This is a genomic window from Streptomyces sp. NPDC048637 (genome assembly GCF_040650675.1).
GTDB lineage: Bacteria > Actinomycetota > Actinomycetes > Streptomycetales > Streptomycetaceae > Streptomyces.
This window is the reverse complement of record NZ_JBEZHQ010000012.1, coordinates 186,426-204,073: the sequence shown is the minus strand read 5'-3', so window position 1 is coordinate 204,073 and position 17,648 is coordinate 186,426. Positions and strand designations below refer to the sequence as shown.

The 17,648-nt window shown below is 68.8% G+C and carries 14 protein-coding genes and 1 pseudogene; 10 read left to right on the top strand and 5 right to left on the bottom strand.

Annotated elements, in window-relative coordinates; genetic code table 11:
• Window positions 1-288: 288 nt before the first annotated feature.
• Entirely contained in the window at window positions 289-618 is a 330-nt protein-coding gene (locus tag AB0C46_RS18385; RefSeq protein WP_362828822.1) for a hypothetical protein, read from the bottom strand.
• A 194-nt stretch (window positions 619-812) separates the two neighbouring features.
• Window positions 813-929 (bottom strand): annotated as a pseudogene (locus AB0C46_RS18380) (aminoglycoside phosphotransferase); the annotation flags it as partial.
• Between the two features lie 751 nt (window positions 930-1,680).
• Here AB0C46_RS18380 and AB0C46_RS18375 point away from each other — a divergent pair.
• The 6 genes from AB0C46_RS18375 (at window position 1,681) to AB0C46_RS18350 (ending at window position 7,085) form a co-directional block, all read left to right on the top strand.
• Complete coding sequence (locus AB0C46_RS18375) at window positions 1,681-2,019, top strand: hypothetical protein (protein WP_362828821.1); 339 nt, start codon at window positions 1,681-1,683, stop codon at window positions 2,017-2,019.
• Between the two features lie 1,557 nt (window positions 2,020-3,576).
• Window positions 3,577-3,906: a hypothetical protein gene (locus AB0C46_RS18370; protein WP_362828820.1), complete on the top strand. Its 330-nt coding sequence runs from the start codon at window positions 3,577-3,579 to the stop codon at window positions 3,904-3,906.
• Window positions 3,907-3,969: 63 nt separating this feature from the next.
• Complete coding sequence (locus AB0C46_RS18365; RefSeq protein ID WP_362828819.1) at window positions 3,970-5,421, top strand: putative T7SS-secreted protein; 1,452 nt, start codon at window positions 3,970-3,972, stop codon at window positions 5,419-5,421.
• The gene (locus AB0C46_RS18360; protein ID WP_362828818.1) at window positions 5,421-6,074 is read left to right on the top strand and encodes a hypothetical protein; all 654 of its coding nucleotides are present in this window, start codon (window positions 5,421-5,423) and stop codon (window positions 6,072-6,074) included. The genes AB0C46_RS18365 and AB0C46_RS18360 overlap by 1 nt, the downstream gene beginning before the upstream one ends.
• 68 nt (window positions 6,075-6,142) lie before the next feature.
• Window positions 6,143-6,493, top strand: coding sequence for a hypothetical protein (locus AB0C46_RS18355; protein ID WP_362828817.1), 351 nt, complete (start codon window positions 6,143-6,145; stop codon window positions 6,491-6,493).
• Window positions 6,494-6,509: 16 nt separating this feature from the next.
• Window positions 6,510-7,085 carry a hypothetical protein gene (locus tag AB0C46_RS18350; RefSeq protein ID WP_362828816.1) on the top strand — a complete coding sequence of 192 codons (576 nt, stop codon included), beginning with the start codon at window positions 6,510-6,512 and terminating at the stop codon, window positions 7,083-7,085.
• 327 nt (window positions 7,086-7,412) lie between these two features.
• Here the strand turns inward: AB0C46_RS18350 and AB0C46_RS18345 are convergent, their stop codons facing one another.
• Window positions 7,413-8,036: a TetR/AcrR family transcriptional regulator gene (locus AB0C46_RS18345; RefSeq protein ID WP_362828815.1), complete on the bottom strand. Its 624-nt coding sequence runs from the start codon at window positions 8,034-8,036 to the stop codon at window positions 7,413-7,415.
• Between the two features lie 129 nt (window positions 8,037-8,165).
• Between AB0C46_RS18345 and AB0C46_RS18340 the strand changes: the two genes are divergently transcribed.
• From AB0C46_RS18340 to AB0C46_RS18330, 3 genes are all read left to right on the top strand, one after another.
• Window positions 8,166-9,116, top strand: coding sequence for an alpha/beta fold hydrolase (locus AB0C46_RS18340; protein WP_362828814.1), 951 nt, complete (start codon window positions 8,166-8,168; stop codon window positions 9,114-9,116).
• 357 nt (window positions 9,117-9,473) lie between these two features.
• Window positions 9,474-10,343 (top strand): AraC family transcriptional regulator, encoded by an 870-nt coding sequence (locus AB0C46_RS18335; protein WP_362828813.1) that lies wholly within the window; start codon window positions 9,474-9,476, stop codon window positions 10,341-10,343.
• Between the two features lie 779 nt (window positions 10,344-11,122).
• Window positions 11,123-12,403: a hypothetical protein gene (locus AB0C46_RS18330; protein WP_362828835.1), complete on the top strand. Its 1,281-nt coding sequence runs from the start codon at window positions 11,123-11,125 to the stop codon at window positions 12,401-12,403.
• A 6-nt stretch (window positions 12,404-12,409) separates the two neighbouring features.
• Here AB0C46_RS18330 and AB0C46_RS18325 read toward each other — a convergent pair whose 3' ends face one another.
• Entirely contained in the window at window positions 12,410-14,530 is a 2,121-nt protein-coding gene (locus AB0C46_RS18325) for an ATP-binding protein (RefSeq protein WP_362828812.1), read from the bottom strand.
• A gap of 163 nt (window positions 14,531-14,693) precedes the next feature.
• A complete protein-coding gene (locus AB0C46_RS18320; RefSeq protein WP_362828811.1) occupies window positions 14,694-15,380 on the bottom strand; it encodes a hypothetical protein in 687 nt (228 codons plus the stop codon).
• 125 nt (window positions 15,381-15,505) lie between these two features.
• On the opposite strand from AB0C46_RS18320, the gene AB0C46_RS18315 reads away from it, so the two are divergent.
• The gene (locus AB0C46_RS18315) at window positions 15,506-17,620 is read left to right on the top strand and encodes a TIR domain-containing protein (protein WP_362828810.1); all 2,115 of its coding nucleotides are present in this window, start codon (window positions 15,506-15,508) and stop codon (window positions 17,618-17,620) included.
• The last annotated feature ends 28 nt before the right edge of the window (window positions 17,621-17,648 follow it).

The window sequence follows — 17,648 nt, the reverse complement described above, 5'->3', positions numbered from 1 at the left end:
TCGGCGTCCGTCAGTTTCGGGGGTCGCCCGATCCGGCGACAAGGGGCCACGTGGTCGTCGATGAACACGTACAGTGCCGCCAGAAGGGCGTCCAGGCTGGTAGTCACACACGAGTCAACGGGCGCCCTTCGCCATGGTCGCGGCCAGCACAAACATCGGACTCATTCATCTAGGCGTCCCGCATCAGATCCGCACCACTTCCCCCTCATTCGACTGGGGGAGAGCGGTCGCGGCGTTCAGGCGGTCACGCTGCTCGGTCTTCCCGCCTGCCCTGGCGAGTGCTCGCCGTCAGGCCGCGCAACGGGCGAAAGCCTGCACCCTGCCGGATTGGTTCGCCTCGTTTGCGAATCGAATCGTCCACCGTCTGTCGCTCACCGCGCGGTTGCCCGTCACGTCGATGCTGGCGGAGGACACGAGCCAGCCACCGCTGACGGCAAAGGTGCCCCTGGGGCAGGTGACCGTGACGGTCTCGGTCTGGTTGGCCCCGATGGACCGGACCGGGCTCTCTGCGGTGACGACGCGGGGGTGGGGGGTTTCGTCATCGGCCATTGCGGGGGACGCCAGGGTGACGGCCAACGCGGGTGCAGCGGCCAGGGCGAGGAGCTTGGTGCGGGACATGCTGTGACCTCTCTGAGTGGTTCGTGCGTTCTCTACGAATCGAACGCACCCGCCCAGGCTAGGAATGGGGCGGACGGAACCGCCATCCGATGCACCCCATCAGAGTGACGAGATGCGTACCTTCGATTACTGATCGTGGTGGCGCTGCCGTCACTACTGCCATTTCGAGATGCTCTGTGACGGTGGGACGTTCATCAGGGGCGGGCCGCCGCGATGCGGCGTCGCAGGGCCGTAGGGGCGGGTGGGCGCCAGGCGGGTTTGCCGCCGGGGCGGCCGTGGACGCCGGCCTCTGCGATGCGGATGCCGCTGACACGAGCACACCAGCACACCAGCACAGGCCAGACGTCCTGACGCGAGCAGTGATCACTGATCACCGGCCGGGCGCGGGGCTTCCTCGGACCGGTGTCGCGAAGCGGGCGATGGCCACTGGCATCCGCAGTGCCCGTGCACGGGCACTGCGGCGAGCGCCAGGAGAACGGCCCGACGACGCCAAGAGCCCTCCCCTTGCCCACGCATGCCAAGCGCGTGCCCCAACCGTGCCCTTCAAGGCGGTGAACAGCGGTCACCACGGGCGCCTTGAGTACGTGCCGACAACGCCTCCAGAGGCGATGAGCCCAGGTCAGGTGGCTTATCGAACCCTGCGACGCCCTTGATTCCCAAGCTCAGAGCGCGGGTTCGATTCCCGTCACCCGCTCCAAAGACGAAGGCCCAGTTCAGTGAGCTAACTCCCCGACTGGGCCGCTGTGTTGTCTGGACCGGGCTGAGCGCTTCGTGCCCGTTGCGTGCCCGAACACCCGGTGACTCACGGGGAATTCGGGTACGTGCCGGGGCCGCCAAACAGGCCACTCGAATCCCCTCGCAGCAGTCAGCTCCCGCCCAAAGCCGCCCCTCCGACCTACGCCCTTCAGTGGCCGTCGCGGACCCCGACGCGTTCGCTTTGCAAGCGAACCCATGAGCTACGTTGAACGCATTTGGCTTGGGTCGTGGGGGTGGATGGCAGTGCAGCAGGGCGACGCCCGGAGGCTGGGGCCCGTGCTGGGACGGATGGGGTGGTGCGTGCTCATGTACATGCTCATCCACACCGCAGCCTGGGTGGCTATCTCGCAGACGGATCGGCGGGAAGACAGCTTCCTGGAAAGCATGCTGCTGGGGCTGGACGTGCTGCCGATCATCGGCATTCCCACCCTGCTCATCGCGGTTTTCGCGGTATCGGTCCACAAGCGCATGGGCGTGGTCCGGTTCCGTGTGCTGCTTGCCCTCCCGCTGATCTTCTGTGCGTGGCCCCTCCTGTACACCGGCCCGGCCGAAAGCGTGTGCCAGGTCATGGCCCAGATCGCATTTGCCGCGCTGATACCTGCGCCGCTCTTCCCCCAGGAGTGGCTCGGTAAGACTGACGGGTAGGGGCGCGCTTCACTGGACCGCCGCTGACATCATCGGCTGACACCAACAGCAGCGACTCCGAGCACTCTTTAGCGATCTCGTCAGCACCGCGATCAGCAGGCCCCGGCTGCATTCCCCTGGCACCGGGGCGTCTGGGACCGACCTGAGCACGAAGGTAGCCCCGACGACTGACATCCCGCTCCCAAGCCAAGGGGGTCCAGCAGTCGCGCGGCCGCGTAGGCACGGCGGTCAGGGGCCGGCAGGCCGCTCCGTCGAGCTTCTGGAGCGGTGCTCACGGCGTGCCCGATCCGTGCCCGACGGGGCGGGGAACCACGGTAGACGGCGGGTGACGGACGAGGCTTCCGGACGTCGCTCCGGCGCCCCTTGTGCCTGGCACTGGTGTCTGTTAGCCGCCCCCTACGAGAGGCACCGGCCCTGTGCCAGGAACCTGAACTTGCCAGCTCCTGGCGGGCATCGCTGCGCGACGACCTGGAGCTGGTCAACAGGGCACCCACGCAGCGGATTTCCGTACGGCAACCAGATCAGCGAGCGGACCACAGCACACCGCGTCCTCCGCACCGCCAGCCCCACCACCGCTACGCCTGTCTCACTCAATTGGGAAGGCATCGGGCTTGCCAGCCGATTAAGACGCCGCCAGGTTGGCGACCTGCTCCCTGCTCGCTCCCGCGCTTCGCCGAACGGGTCCGCCAGACGTGTCCGGTCCTGGCGACAGAACCCGGACGCGTCGCACCGCTCATCGTCATCAGGGAAGTGATGCAGTCGGCGTCGCGCGGAGACCTCGGGAACTCGTCGCCCTCTCCGCACTCTTCCTACCCAGTAGCTTGATCGCATCACCCCGTTGATGCCCCTCGACAACGCGAGGTGTCTCTCGTATCTGCGCCTGTGTCAGCGAAAGTCAGCCATGATGATGATGCTCCTCGCCAATTACCCTGCCGTGCATGCCGCGCTCAGTGCGGAAGGCAGGCACGCCCCTACGACAAGGCAGCTGCCACATCGCCACGCCGCGATGAGAGCAGTGTTCCCCTCGGTGGCTTGAATCGGACGCGTCGGGCAAATGGCCTCCCACAGACCCGGCGGCGGTGTCGAAATCCCCCCAGCCAGCCGCTCGGTGGCTCTGCGCCGGGTGGTGATTGCACTGGCCCGTAAGATGAGCCACACCGTGTGGGGAGCTGAGAATCATCTCGGGCGGGCCAGCAGGGCTTCGCACAGCCTGAGAAGCTGCGGCTTGCCGAACTCTCGGAATGGAGCCGTTTCCCTGGCAGGCGCAGCCCTCCCCGATGAAGAGGTCACAGTGGTCACGACTGTCATGGTGGCAGCCGCATACGACAAGCGTGCCGCGCACGCTGACCCGCACCGATGCCATCGCCGCACCGAGCAGAGTCGGCGAGGCGGAGGCCGCGGCGGTGGTGCGCACGGTGTGCGTGTGACTCAACGCCGTGGAGCCCAACGACTGGTGCAGGCCGCGGTCTACGATCCGAAAATCGAAGCGGGGAAGCTCGGCGGGATCCGACCGCCCGTTCGGGCTAACGCCCGGCCAACGGTAACGTGTGGACGGCTGTGCACAGACACGGGGAACGCCAGGGAGGGTGCATGGGCGGCTATTTCAAGGTCGAGGCAGACAACCTCGGACGCCTGCTGAAGGACCTGCACAACAGCCAGGACAACATGCGCAAGGCGCTGGACGCGCTGAAGGACACCGGCCCGAAGTCGATGGGAGCGGAGGCTCTGGACAACGCCTGCGACGAGTTCCACGACAGCTGGGACAACGCCATCAAGAAGATCGCTGACGGCACCCAGGCCATCGAGGAGAAGCTGAAGCAGGTCAAGCAGAACTATGAGTCGGTTGAGCAGTCACTGCGCGACGCGTTTGCAAAGAACGCCAAGTAGGCGCCGAACAGTTCGCGTTTATCAGAACCGTCCTTTTCTCTCCGACCTCCCACGGGTGAATGAATGACCATGCACGACTTCCCCGCCCTCGGCTTCAACCCGGCGCCCGGTGATCTGGGGTCCGTCGACGCCCTCACCGGCAAGCTCGACTCGGCCAAGCGCTCCCTGGACTCCGCCCACGCCGTCCTGTCCCGCCTCGGCAAGGGCGGCGGCGACTGGGAGGGCGACGCGGCGAAGGCGTTCGCGGGCAAGGTCGGCGACCTGCCCAAGTACGTGAGTGACAGTCGCGATGCCATGCACGACGCCGTCACCCAGCTCCGCTCTTGGCACACCGCTCTCTCCTCGTACCAGACCAAGGGCCGCCAGCACGAGGCCGAGGCCGCCGCGGCCAAGCAGACGGTGGCCACCCGGAAGTCGGAGAACCAGCGCGCACACAACGCTTACAACGAGGCCGCCGCCAACCCGGACCTGCGTCTGGCCGGCACTTACTACACCGACCAGGCTGCCCTGGACGCCGCGCAGAAGAAGATCGACGCAGCGAACGACCGCCTGAACAAGGCGGACACGGCCCTCGACTCCGCCCGCAACCGTCTGGACTCCGCCACCGACGAGCTTGAGGCGATCGTCAAGAGGGCTGAGGAACTCCTAGGCAACCACCAGGACAAGGCCCGGGATATCGCCGACCGCATCCGGCGGGCCACGGAGAACGCGCCGGACCCAAAGTTCTGGGAGAGTCTCGGCGACCTCTTCACCAGCATGGGTCACGGAATCCAAGAGTGGTGCACCAAAAACGCCGACCTGCTCAAGGAGATAGGCGACTGGCTTTCTCTAGCCTCCGGCATCCTGGGTGTCGCCTCGCTGCTGACCCTGTGGTGCCCGCCGCTCTCCGGTGCCCTGGCCCTCGCCAGCGCAGGTGCTTCCCTCGGTGCCCTCGCCACGCACGGGGCGGCAAAGCTCGGTGGGGCGAACGTGAGCGCAATGGACCTGGTGGGGGACGGGGTCGGGGTGCTCCCGTTCGGGAAGTTCGGCTCCGTCGCGATGAAGGGGGCCAAGGTGCCCATGAAGCTGGTACAGGTGGAAGGCCGCACCGTCGCCTCAATCGACAAGGTCAGCAAGATCCGCGCATTGCGGGACGCCGGGTTCACCGGCAAGGCCCTGGAGGGCAAGTCACTCTTCGGGAGGGGGCCGGAGTACGTGGGCGGCAGCAAGATCTTCCAAACCACCGGGGTCGGCAACCGCGTGAAGCTGGCGTGGGCCAGCCACGTTCAGGACGTTGCGGGGGCGAGCTTTAAGGAGGCGGGGCTCAGCAAGGGCCTCACCAAGATCATGGACAGCGGCTTCACCCCCGACGCGGTCAAGACGTCCCTGCGCGGGGCTCTGAGGGCCGACGGCTCCATCGACCCGACCTCCTGGTGGTCCAAGGGCCCGCAGGTGGCCCAGCAGGTGCCGGGCCTCGCCATCGACGGCTACAGTCAGGCCACCGACCCCGGTACGCCGGCTGCGGGGCGGCTCTGATGACCACGGCCCCGCAGAACGTGTCCCTCGCCCTGGACACCCCGGAGGGTTTCCACGAACTGCCGCTGCACCTCCCCCCGGATGTCCTCGACGCCGCCCTGTGGGAGCTTGCGGAGAAGGTTTGGCCGGGTGGTACTGATTTCCAGCGTGAGACCACCGCCGTCATCTACTCCGACCTCACGGCCACCCTGACCGCCGACAACGCTCTTCACGCGTCCGTCGCCTTCTACGAGACGGAGGACGGCACCGCGAGCACCGCTCACCTCCTGGTGCGGGCAGAGGCCGTGGACCCGGAGGCTCCGGAAATCGTCGCCGCCTCGTTCCAGGAGACGCTCTCCTTCGACGAGCATCGCAGCATCGCACGGGTGGACCTGCCCTGCGGCCCGGCTGTGCTCTCCCTGCACGCCACCGAGACGGAGGGCGAGGCCATCCTTCCGGCACTGGATTTCGCCCACGTTGAGTTGTATGTACCCTCTCCGGTCCGAGGCTGGCTGGTGGTGCTCGCCCTCACGACACCGTGCTTCGCCGACCTGCCGCGGTACACGGGTATCCTGCGGCAGATCGGTGAGTCTCTGGTCATCCGCCGGGCGGATGAGGCGGAAGACCTCCCGGAGACACCGGCGGCCGGCGGCGTGCGCGCGGTGTTCGGTTAGGCGGGAGGCATGGTGAGCCGGACTGTGACGGCTGCTTTCGCCGACGAGGAGGAGAAGCTTGCCTGCGAATGCGCACTGCGGTACGTGATCACCGTGGCAACGGCGCGGCCATCGCCTCGGTCTCCGGTTCCGCGCCGTTCCGCGGGAGACTCTTCGAAGACAGTCGGCGCGTCTCCTTCCCCCGCACACCGGACCGCGAGCCGCTCTCCGTCATCGCCCGTCAGAAGCGGGGTTTCATGGTCTCGCACCCGCACGACCGAAACTCGCGCGCCCGGAGTTCCGCGAGCGCCGGGGAGCCACCGTCGTGCGAGGTGTTCCTCCCGGACGGCCGCACACTGCGCCCGCTCGTCGGCCCCTCGCACTTGTTCACCGCGTCGGCATGGTTTCCCCTGAGCACGCTGGGCGGCGCCCAGAACTGACGAGACGAGACACTCCATGACACTCGCCTTCACCCGCCACCGCGACGGCAAGCGCTACGAACTGCGCCTCCGGGGCTCCGCCCCCGTCCACGTCCACCGTGGTGCCCCCAACGACCGCCCCCTTCCCAAGGGATGCAAACCACGCTTCTTCCTCGCCGCTGACGCTGCCGGTGGCTCGCCGCTCGCCGTGGTCGTCCGGAAGGGCGGTGGCCACCTCGCCGTGCTCACCCCGGACCACGAGCACTTGGCCGAACTGCGCCTGCCGCCCAGGAAGAAGCGGTGGCGGCCCGCGTATGAAATCCACCTACCCGACGGGACGGTGCTGCGCGGGCGGGAGGGGACGGTGCCGTCACTGCTCCTGTGCCTGGTGATGTTGCCGTTCGTCCTGCTGTACTTCGTTGGCCTGGTGCTATCCGACTCCCCCGCCGACGACATCACCGCCCCACTGCGGACGGCCTGGAAGCGGCCGGGTCAGCTCGTTGGCCGGGCGGCCCTGACCGAGTCTGCGCGCGGCCGGTTCCGGGTCTTGGATGACCGGCTCGACCGCAGGGTGGCGTACGCACAGGCGGCGGCAAAGTACTGGGAGCGGTAACCCGCTGGCCGACCCCACCGTGTCGCGTTTGGCATCTGACCTCCCTGTCTGACGGCCGCCGTGCCCAATGTTGTGCCAGATGGAGCGGTAAACAGCGGTCATCCAAGAGCATGAGACCGTCCGCTTACAGCTCCCTCAGCACACTGTTTGCGCAGGTCAGGGGTGTGGGTAGCGTGTGAAAGCCCCGTGCCGCGGGTTCGATTCCCGCCACCCGCTCCATAGTTGAGGCCCAGGTCGACGACCTGGGCCTCCCCCTTTGCCTGCATGTCTCGGAGCCGCGCGCCATGCGCGTGCCACAAGTGCCGTAGCGGTGCACCCGATTGGGCCCTACTCAGCCGCCGGCGTCTCGGCGGTCGTGAAAATCCGGTCGAGATGGTGCCGGAGCACCGCGATGGCCGACTCCGGACTCCGCTGGCCCACGAGGATGCTGGTGCCCATGGTCGCCGCCATCGCGAGCAGGCTGATCGCCTCCGTGCGCGCGTCGATGCCGGGACCGGCCAGACCTGACGCCTGGGCCTGTTCGAGCAGGCCGGTCAGGGCGTTCTCGGCGTCGTCGGGGTTGTCGATGAAGGGCTGGGCGGCCAGCGCATCGTCGGTCACGGACAGGATCGAGTAGGAGCTGTAGAGGAGGTGGAAGGTGCGACTCTCCTCATCGGTCGGGAGGGAGGCCAGCAGCAGCGCCTCGATGGTCGCGCGCGGGCCCGGGTTCGGACCGGCAGCGGCAAGGCGGGCGCCCACCCGTGCGGTGAAGCGGTCGGTCAGGTGCTGGAGCCCGTAGAAGAGCAGCTTCGCCTTGGTCTCGAAGTAGTACTGCACAAGCCGCAGGGACACGCCGGCCTCTGCGGCCACGTCGCGCATGCCGACGGCGTGCAGTCCTCGACGCCCGGCGACCTGGATGAGCGCCTCGGCGATCTGGGCGCGCCGTTCCTCGTGGTCCACGCGCTTTGGCATGTGCCGGTGTCTCCGCCCGTCGGTGTGGGGTTCGCGGTCCGGCTCGACCCGGACCCCTTTATGGTACCGCCGTATCATCGCCATGGTACGGTCGTATCACGAAGAACGGATCTCCCCGGAGGTGCTCCCGTGCCCGAGAACACGACCCGTGTGCGCCGCGACGTCGGCCGCTACGTGAACGACGAGCTGCGCGACCGCTACTTCGCCGCCTGCGACGCCGTCTACGCGATGGGTGCGCCCGCCCGCTCCGAGACGGACGTCGAGACCAGCTTCGGCACCACGCACGTCTACCGGTACGGCCCCACGGATCCGGCAGCCGAGTCCCGCACTCCGGTGGTCCTGATCCACGGCGCGGGCTACTGCTCGGCGATGTGGTACCCCAACACCCCCGCGCTCAGCGCAGAACGGCCCGTCTACGCGCTCGACACTCCCGGCGACGCCGGGCGCAGCATCCACCGCGAGCCCATGTGGCAGCCGGAGCGCGCCGCCCAGTGGCTCGACGAGGCGCTCGACGCCCTCGGCCTCGACCGGGTCCACCTGGTCGGCTCCTCGTACGGCGGCTGGCTGGTGCTCAACATGGCCCACCGCCGGCCCGGACGGCTCGCGTCGGTCACCGCCCTCGACCCCGGCGGCCTGGAGAAGGTGGGCCTGCGCTTCTTCGCCTGGGTCTTCGTCGGTCTCTTCGCCAGCTTCGCCCCCAAGGCGCTGCGCCCGCGCCTCGCCTCCTGGCTGGAGCAACCGGTCCTCGTCGTTCCCGAGTTGCGGAGGTGGATCCAGGCGGGCGCCCGCGCCTTCCGGATCCGCCGCCCCGCGCCGCGGCCGCTGACCGAGGACGCGCTGCGCTCCATCCGGACCCCGCTCTACCTCGTCATAGGCAAGCGCAGCCTGCTGGTACACCCGCAGCGGCAGCTGGAGAGGGTGCCGCGGCCGATCCCCGGAGCCCGCGCCGAGATCATCGCCGCGACGGGCCACGGACCGCAGATCGACCACCCCGACGTGGTCAACGCCCGGATGCTGAGCTTCATGGAGGACGTCGACTCCCTCGAACCGGCCGCGGCCGACGGCGTGGTTGACGCGTAAGACCAGTTCAGGCGTTGCGCACCAGATCCGCACCAGAAGGCTCACCGGAAGGCTTCCGGCGGGCCTTGCTGCCCGCACGAGGGCGTCCAGGCCACTCGCGACTTCCTGTTGCCGCTCAAGGTCCGAGTGCTGGTAGATCAGTGCGGCCGCGGCGGCGCCCCTGGCCGCCCTCGTCGCTGACAAAGCCGGCGCCGGAGCCGTCGGGCCCGCGTGACCTCGGCCATCCGGCACTGCGGGATGAGGACACACGGGACAGGCAGGCGGCGAGCCGACCCGACCGCACCGGGCACAGAATGTCGGGTCCGGCACAGTGGGACGTCCCTAGCGTGGAGAGCAGTAAGGGAAGGACGGCCAGGAGTGCTGGAGCGGCTGAATCAGGCCATGGACTACATCGAGGAGCACCTCGATGAGCCCATCGACGCGGCCGAGCTGGCCCGTATCGCCATGACGTCGGAGTACCACTTCCGGCGGATGTTCTCCGCGCTGGCGGGCATCCCGCTCTCCGAGTACATCCGCCGCCGGAGGCTGACGCTCTCCGGGGCCGAAGTGCTTGCCGGGGAGCGGACGTTGCTCGATGTCGCGGTGCGGTACGGGTACAGCTCGGGCGAGGCGTTCGCGCGTGCCTTTCGCGCCGTGCACGGGGTCGGTCCCGGCGAGGCGCGGCGGACGGGTGCGGCGCTGCACTCCCAGCCGCGGATGTCCTTCCGGCTGATCGTCGAAGGGAGCAGCAGCATGCGGTACCGGGTGGTGGAGAAGGACGGGTTCAGGCTCGTGGGCAGGGGGACACAGGTCCCGCTGGTCTACGAGGGGATGAACCCGGCCATCGTGGAGTTCGTCAAGAGCATCGGCAAGGAGACGCTGGGGCGCTGGGAGGCGTGTGCGGCCGGGGAGCCCGGCGGTGTCATGGCCGCCGTCAGCAACCACTCCGCGGACGATGCGGAAGGCACCGAAATCGACTACTTCCACGGGGTGGTGAGCGACGCGGAGGTGCCCGGGGCTTCGGAGAGCCTCGATGTCGAGCCGGGGACGTGGGCGGTGTTCGAGTCCTCGGGCGAGTTCCCGCGGGCGGTCCAGTACCTCTGGCGGGATGTGTATACGCAGTGGTTCCCGTCGAACCCGGCGTACCGGAGCCGGCCGGGTCCGTCGCTCTCGCGCACACGAGTGTCCGACGACGGTACGCACGCGGACGCGGAGGTGTGGATTCCGGTGGAGCGGGTCGGCGGCTGAACCCCGACGCCGACTACGGCTTGCGGAGCAGCCCGCCGTATTCGTACAGCCGCTTGTCTTGCTCCCGGGCCCTCGATGGATCGCGGGGTTGGGAGGTGACGAGAGCCGGGAGGTGACGAGAGCCGGGAGGTGACGAGGGCCGTGCGGGTCCTTCAAGGGTGATCAAGAAGCACGTCCGCACGGCCTCGTCCCCTCCTTCATTCCGCGGCGGAGTTATGCCGCCGGCCGCGCCTGGCTAGGGTGATCGGAAAGTGCGGCGGGTGCTGTGCAGCCAACAGGAGGTGACGAGTGGGGCCATCCGATCCCCCGGTGATACGCGTGCCGGTCGGGGAAGGCTCCGATCGTTGGGTCAGCCGGGCAACATCTCGCCGAGTCCTGCTCGTGGTGCACAATGTCGCCTCTGCCGGACGTCTGCTGGACGTACTGCCGCTGTTCCACGACGACTTCCGGGTCCAACTGCTGATTACCTCGACGGAATCATCCGTATTCCAAGGCGGAACCCGAAGGCTTTTCGCCGAATTGAACCTGCCTGTTATGCCCTGGGCTCAGGCCCTAGTCACCCCCGTGGACCTTGCGATTTCCGCCAGTTTTGGTGGTCAACTGCAGCACCTCAAAGGCAATTTGAGCATTTTGTCCCACGGTGTCGGATACACTAAGAGGCTGGCCAAACCGGGAGCCGGGAGCCGGGAGCCGGGAGCCGGGAGCCGGGAGCCGGGAGCCGGGAGCCGGGAGCCGGGAGCCGGGAGCCGGGAGCCGGGAGCCGGGAGCCGACGTTCGGGCTGTCGCCGGACTGGCTGCTGGCGGATGGCAAACCGTTCGTGGATGGGCTCGTGCTGTCGCATCCGGAACAGCTGGAGCGGTTGCGCCGCGCCTGCCCTGAAGCGGAGAAGGCAGCCGTACTTGCCGGCGACCCCTGTTTCGACCGCATGCTGGCCGCCCGCCCGTACCGGGAGCGGTTCCGGCGCGCTCTGGGGCTGCGCCGCGGACAGCGGCTCATCGTGCTGAACTCCACCTGGAACCCGGAAGGTCTCTTCGGGAACGGCGGTGACCAAGACGTCCTGCCAAGCTTGTTGCCTCGGCTCGCGGCCGAGCTGCCGGCTGACGATTACCGCCTCGCAGCCGTACTGCACCCGAACATTTGGTACGGGCACGGCCCGGGCCAAATCCGCGTGTGGCTGGACCGCGCCCGCCGCAGTGGGCTCACCCTGATCGATCCTGTGCACGCTTGGCGCCAGGCCCTCCTGGCCGCGGACGTCGTCCTGGGAGATTTCGGGGCGGTCACCTACTACGCCGCGGCACTGGGCTGCCCCGTCCTCCTGGCGGCCACCGGGGAGGAGCGGCTGGACCCTGACGCACCGCTCACGGCATTCGTCCGAGAGGCTCCGCGGCTCGACCCGCAGGGTCCGTTGGGCGAACAGCTCGACGAGCTGCCGGCACGACACCGACCGCTCGCCGGGCCTGCCGAGTTCACCACCTCGGCCCCCGGAGCCTCGGCGAAACTGCTGCGGCGTCACTTCTACACACTGCTGGACCTCCCCGAGCCGGCGGCTCCCGCGCTGCTGGAGCCGTTGCCCTTGCCGCAGTACGACCCTCCGCTGCGTACCCATCCGCTGGATGTCCGTGCCCGTGTTCGCGGCCGCGATGTCGTGATCGAGCGGTCCACGGGGCATCCGTATGACGCCGGCGGCGAGGCGCACCGCGCTGTTCACGAGGACACCCGCGATCCGGGCGACCTGGCGACGGCGGACGTGATCTGGCGTGACGGACCGCCGGATGATCCCCGCTTGGGCGGCCCGGCCGCGTGGACGGCGGAAGTGCTCCACCGTCACCCGCACTGCTCCCTCGCCGCGTATGTCAGCGGGCCGGACCGGTGCACGGTGCACGCCCGTGGCCACGGTGTGTTTCAGCTGTCGGCGGGCCCGGCGGCGGACGCCGACCCGGCGGCGTATGCGTCGGCACTGCACGCATGGTTGACGCACGGCGGCGAGGTACCGCCGGGCGGGGCGACGCTCCGGGTGCACCTGGCCGGCAGCGTGCATCCGATGGTGTGCACCAGGTGATGGCTGCTACTCCACGGCTTCGCAGCGCTGCCGGAGGCGAGCGAGGTATTGCAGATGCGGAGTCGCCCCCTCCGGCACGAGCAGACGTTCAGCCTCGGCAATCCTGGCCAGCGCCGCGGCATCGTGGCCGGCGTCGTGCAGCGTCTCGGCGAGGTCGGTGAGGACGCGGCCCCGGTTATACGCCTCGCCCTGTTCCACGAAGAAGGCCAGCGCCCGCTCCAGATGGATGCGGGATTCCTCCGATCGTTCCAGGCCACGAAGGGCGCGTCCCTGGTGGCGCTCAGCAAGGGCGAGGGCCCGTGGCAGGTCCGCCGCGCCGTCCTGTCCCGAGGAGATCCGCCGGTACAGATGTTCCGCCTCGACGAACCGCTCGTAAGCCGCTCCGTACCGCCACTGGCTCAACAACAGCAGCCCCAGCAGTTCCACAGACGATGCTTCGCCCCTTACATGGCCCGCCGCTCGCTCGCCGGCGACGGCGAGGTGCGCCTCGTGGTCGGCTTCCTCCCAACGCCGCAGTTCGCCGAGGCAGTGAGCGAGCTGGAAGTGGAGTGCGGCTGCCGTCCGGGAGCCCGAGTCATGCTCATCGGCGCACCGGGCCGCGATCTGCAGAGCAGGCAGCACCTCGTCCCAGTACCCGGCCTTCAGCTGGAGCGGCCACAGCGCACGGGCCAGCTTCATCGCCGTACCGGGCTGTCCGTACTCGTGGGCGACGGAGACCGCCCGGATCACATTCGCTGCGTCGGCCCGCAGGGCCGCCATGCCCGCGGCTTCATCGACGTACGGCCTGTCGTCCGTCGGGGCGGGCTCGACCCGCCAACTCAGCGGCAGGGCGGCATGTGCGGCGTGCAGTGCTCGGTTCAGCACGCAGTCGAGTGCTCGGGAGACGGCCGCGGCGCACTCCGCAACGCCGTGCTCGGGACCCGCGGCGTCTGTCAGGAGGCGCCGTACCTCAGGGCGGAAGCGGTAGCGGCCGTCGCGCAGGGGCTCCACCAGCGCCGTGTCCGCCGCGTCAGCCAGCATGCGAGGGACTTCCCCGGGCGCGATGCCTGCGGCGGCAGCGGCCAGGTCTGCGTCGAACGCGGGCCAGCCGCCCACCGCAGTCAGCCGGCACAGCCTTGCCGTCTCCGGGCCGAGCGCACGACACGTAGCCTGCGCCATGCTGTACACCGGAGAGCGCCCAAGGGGGTTGTCTGCCGGATCCGGGAGTGCCGGTTCCTCGGTCAGCAGGCGCATCGCCGCAGCCTTCAGTGCGAAGGCGTTGCCCGCACAGTGGCCCAGAAGCGCCGGCATCTGGGGCTTGGCGAGCGCCACCTTCTCCGGTCCGGCGACCTTCCTCAGCATCTTCACCGCGTCCCGGTCCGTCAGCCGCGGTACGGCGATCCGCTCCGCCTCCACTGCGAAGGCCGGTCCGGACGCGATGACCAGGAGGAAGACCTCTGGGGTGGCGGGGATGAGATTGCGGACCTGCGCGACGGACGAGGCATGGTCGATCACCACCAGCGCCCTTCGGCCGGCTGTCAGCCGCCGGTACAGCTCTTCCCGCCCGGCCTCCGTGGGCGGGATGTGCTCCCGCCCGACCCCCATTTTCCGCAACAGGCGCAGCAGAACGGCCGACGGCCCAGGGCCGTTCTCGGCGGCTGCGTCGCGGAGATCGACGTAGAACTGTCCGTCCGGGTACCGGGCAAGCTGGCCGGCACCCCAGTACAGACCCACCGCAGTGGTTCCGATTCCGGGCGGCCCGTAGAGGAGGGCAACCCTTGGCCGTCCCTCTGCCGACCGGACCGCCTCTCGTGTCAGCTGCTTCAGTACCCGCTGGCGATCGGTGAAGTTTCTGGTGGCAGGTGGCAGTCCCGGCCCCAGGGGCAGCAGCACGGGATCCGGCATGCTCCGCAGGAGCTGGGCCCACTCGTCATTCTGCTGCCGGTCCTGGCCCAGCCGCGCATGCAACTCCCGCGCCAGCACCTCCCACCCGACCGGACTGGCCGGCGACGGAGTCTCACGTCCCAGTGTCCGTCTCACCAGAGCACCCGTGGACACAAGCACCTGCTTGCCCATCTCCCCCGCGGCACCATTTCCCACTGCGGTGAGGAATGCGGTGAGCGCCCCCACCGTCACGATCTCCAACACGCCGGCCCCTCCCCTGGTCCCGTGCTGCGGTCCCTGGCCGGACTGTATCCCCGCTGAAGAAACCCGGGAAAACAGTTCCTGACTTCGCCCGCGATCCTGAGGGCTATTCAGGAACCCTCTGCCGCCGGTTGATTCCCCCGGCACGGAACTGAGTACCTGATCATTACGCAGCCTGCATCGGACGCCTCACCCGAACATGGGCCGCTGACTCGGAAACTGTTCGCCCCAGGTCAACCGAGAAGCACCTGCCCCTCACGCAGGCTCCTCGCTGCCCGGCGACCGGGGCTCTCCGCTTCCTACGCCCCCCCCCCCGCTGATTTGGTGGCCGGGGTGGGCGGGGGACCAAAAGGTCGGCAGCGCCCGCGACTTCAGCCAGTACGCGTGCCAGGTCGGCCAACGCCTGCCGGGAGACCCGAAGCTGCTCCCGTAGCTCGGCTTCGTGTTCCCACTCCTGCTCATGCATCTGCGGGGCTACGCCGGCCGGTCTGGCTGCTTCGTGTTCGGCGAGAGCGGGGTGCCAGCGTGTCAGAAGGGGACGTACGACCGCGTTGAGGACCGTCACTGCCAGCGAACCGAAGGTGATCTCGCCCTGCCGACTGCGTGGCGCCACGTCCGGACCGTAGCGGCGCAGGATTTCGCGTGTGGTGTGGAAGAGCGTGTAGTGCGAGGAGAGCGCTTCGCGCAGGATTCCTTCTGCCGGGCCGAGTTCGATCACGCTCACGCGGGTGATCAACTCGACGTACAGTTCCCAGGCTGCTTTCCGTTCGGCGTCATCCGGGCGCCATGTGCCGCTGATCTCGCCGACGAATGGCACGGTGAACTTGACGGCCACCTCCGCCGGTCGGCCCATGCCTTTCCTCCTCGGCACGCATTCCCCCCACGTCGCGTCGCGCCCCGGCCTGGCCCGACACGATACTGGACCGGATCACCGGTCGGGCAGACTGCCTTGAGCCAACGCAACGAGAAGGGAATGGGATGGATCGGCAGACGGGCGAGGAGGACTGGGACGTCTTCATCAGCTACAGCCGGTCCGACGGCGACGCGCTGGAGCCCCTGGTCCCCGCTCTGCGTCGCCGTGGACTGCGGGTGTTCGTGGATGACACCTCGGTCGAAGACTTCGCCGGCATCACCGCCACCATCTCCCGTGCCCTGGCCAGGTCGAAGGCTCTCCTGGCGCTGTATTCGCAGGAGTACCCCCGCCGCCGCGCCTGCCAATGGGAACTGACCTACGCATTCCTGGCCGGGCAGCGTGAGGGAGATCCCCGGCGCCGCATCCTGGTGATCAACCCCGAGCAGTCCGCCGACCATGTGCACCCGCTGGAATTGCGCGATGCGCGACACTGGCCCGGCATCAGGGGCGAGGCCGCCGCGGAACTGCTGGCCGATCGCGTCACGTCCTATGTCAGCGATTTGAGGGGCCCGTTGGGTGGCGCCCCGGGCCCGGCGAGCCTGAGCTGGCTGCCCGCTCCGATACCGTCCGGGTCCCGCCGCTTCACCGGTCGGCTGGCTGAGCAGTGGCATCTGCACACGGCGTTGCACCGGCACCGCGCCCCTCTGGTCTCGCAGACAGGACATGGCAGGACCGCCGTCGTCCGGGGAGTGCCAGGCATCGGGAAATCGCTACTGGCGCAGGAGTACGCGCTGCAGTTCGCGCCCTCGTTCCCTGGCGGCATCTACTGGTTCGACCTGCACAACGTCGGCTCCGACACACCCGACCGCGCGCTGGAAAGCTATTTCCGTCAGGTGCGCACCGTGGCTTCAGCGCTCGGCATCGAAGCGAGTTCGCGTTCCCTGCCTGCGCTGCTCAGTCATCTGGCCGTCGCACTGGGCGAGCGCGACCAGCCCTGTCTGTGGGTGCTCGATGGCGTGCCCGACGGCCTGTCCCGGGAGCAGCTGGCTCTGCTGCACGGCCCTCACCTGGTCACCGCCACCCTGCTCACCACACGGTCCCGCCACTACGGCTCCTCCGCCGAGGCGCTCGACCTCGCCCCCCTCCCCGACGCCGACGCATACGATCTGCTCACCTCACGACGGCGGCCCGCCGGCCCGGCGGAGCGTCTCGCCGCCGATGAGGTGCTTCGTGACCTCGGCGGCCATCCCCTGGCGCTTGACCTTGTGGCCGAACGAATGCTTCACGAGGACCTGTCGCGCCTGCGGCGGCTCCTGCACAGCAATAGCACCGATGTTCTGCTGCGTTGGGAACGCGCTTCGTCCCCTCAGCAGCCGGCCGGCCGAGTGCCGCTCTCCTCCAGGCTGCTGCCGCGCAGCATCAAGGAACGTACCGCCGCCAACGACATCCTGCGGGTACTCGCCATCGTGCACCCCGCCACTCTCGGTGAAGGCCCGCTGGAGCAGACGCTGGCTCTGGTCGACGGCCTTCGCCCCGCGGAAGCAGCTCATCGTGTGGCCGATGGGACCAATGCCCTGATCGGTGAAGGCATCGTCCACCCTGCGGCCCCGGGCGCCCGCGCGTGGAGCGTTCATCCCCTCGTCGCACGAGCTGTCCGTCGTCACGACGAAGACGTCGCCAGACAGGAAGATCTGCGCCAGGCGCTCCTGCGCACTCTGGTGCAACCGTGCCCGGCTCCTATTCTGGAGGACCACAACACTCCGCCGAGGGCACAGGAGTACCCCGTGCGTTCCCAGTCGCCGACCTCTTCCCACGATGTGGAGCGGGCAGTCGCCTTTGACCTGCAGGTCGAGCTTGCCCTGCGGGTCGGAGTGCAGCCCCTGGCCGAGGGCCAGGGGTCACTCAGGGAAGCCCTCACCTCGCTCCACTCCCTGTTCACCACAGCGCGGGACGGCCTCCACCGCCTCGGCGCCCACGCTTCCGCTTCGCGCCTCCCCCCACTTGTGGCCAGTCTCGTCAACGATCAATTGCGCCCTTTCCTCAGCACCTGGCACCCGGCGCTGGAGATCCACGAAGCCGCGCGGCCGGGCACCATGAGCGTCATCGAACACGAACGCCACTGGGAGCACGCCGCTGACATGCGGAGCGCCCTGTCCGCCTTGCGGGAACCCCTCACCCACATCACCACCGCGCTGGGAGAGCTCTCGGGAGCCGACCTGCTCGCCTCGGGCACGGAGTGAACGCGAGCGACACCGTCGGAGGCGTCGC

What these genes read in the sequence shown, in the direction of transcription:
- AB0C46_RS18385 (WP_362828822.1), bottom strand. Translation starts at nt 618, where the DNA reads ATGTCCCGCACCAAGCTCCTCGCCCTGGCCGCTGCACCCGCGTTGGCC.
- AB0C46_RS18375 (WP_362828821.1), top strand. Translation starts at nt 1,681, where the DNA reads ATGTACATGCTCATCCACACCGCAGCCTGGGTGGCTATCTCGCAGACG.
- AB0C46_RS18365 (WP_362828819.1), top strand. Translation starts at nt 3,970, where the DNA reads ATGACCATGCACGACTTCCCCGCCCTCGGCTTCAACCCGGCGCCCGGT.
- AB0C46_RS18360 (WP_362828818.1), top strand. Translation starts at nt 5,421, where the DNA reads ATGACCACGGCCCCGCAGAACGTGTCCCTCGCCCTGGACACCCCGGAG.
- AB0C46_RS18355 (WP_362828817.1), top strand. Translation starts at nt 6,143, where the DNA reads ATGCGCACTGCGGTACGTGATCACCGTGGCAACGGCGCGGCCATCGCC.
- AB0C46_RS18350 (WP_362828816.1), top strand. Translation starts at nt 6,510, where the DNA reads ATGACACTCGCCTTCACCCGCCACCGCGACGGCAAGCGCTACGAACTG.
- AB0C46_RS18345 (WP_362828815.1), bottom strand. Translation starts at nt 8,036, where the DNA reads ATGCCAAAGCGCGTGGACCACGAGGAACGGCGCGCCCAGATCGCCGAG.
- AB0C46_RS18320 (WP_362828811.1), bottom strand. Translation starts at nt 15,380, where the DNA reads ATGGGCCGACCGGCGGAGGTGGCCGTCAAGTTCACCGTGCCATTCGTC.
- AB0C46_RS18315 (WP_362828810.1), top strand. Translation starts at nt 15,506, where the DNA reads ATGGATCGGCAGACGGGCGAGGAGGACTGGGACGTCTTCATCAGCTAC.